Consider the following 384-nt stretch of genomic DNA (forward strand, 5'->3'; position numbering starts at 1 on the left):
GTGCCAGCGCGGGGCGACGCTGGTCCGACGGCGCTTCCGCCGTAGTGCACCACCAGCGGCGGGACRCCAGCGCGGCCAGSRCGGCGCCGGTGGCGTTGACCAGKACGTCGTCCACGGAGGACACCCGGTCCAGYCGCAGGACGTACTGTGCGGTTTCGACCAGGACCGAACAGCCCGCCCCGAGCGCCAGGATCCGCGGCACGGACGCCGGCGCCGCGAACCGCATCGGGGCGAGGAACCCCAGCGCCGCGAAGATCAGCAGGTTGCCGACGATCCCGACCGGCCCCATCGTGAGCAGGTCCCGCAGCGGTACCAGGCTCACCCGGCCGGGGGCAGTGCCGGCCCCGGCGCCCGGCATCATGGTCATCCATAGGAACGGCACTG

1 protein-coding gene is annotated in these 384 nt (G+C 73.6%); it reads right to left on the reverse strand.

Features of this window, described 5'->3' with window-relative positions; all coding sequences use genetic code 11:
• On the reverse strand, positions 1–367 hold a 367-nt coding region (locus tag AC1DUE_RS20655), incomplete at its 3' end, for a VanZ family protein (RefSeq protein ID WP_477041268.1).
• Positions 368–384 lie beyond the last annotated feature (17 nt).

The organism is Cellulomonas sp. P4_A2 (assembly GCF_056402515.1).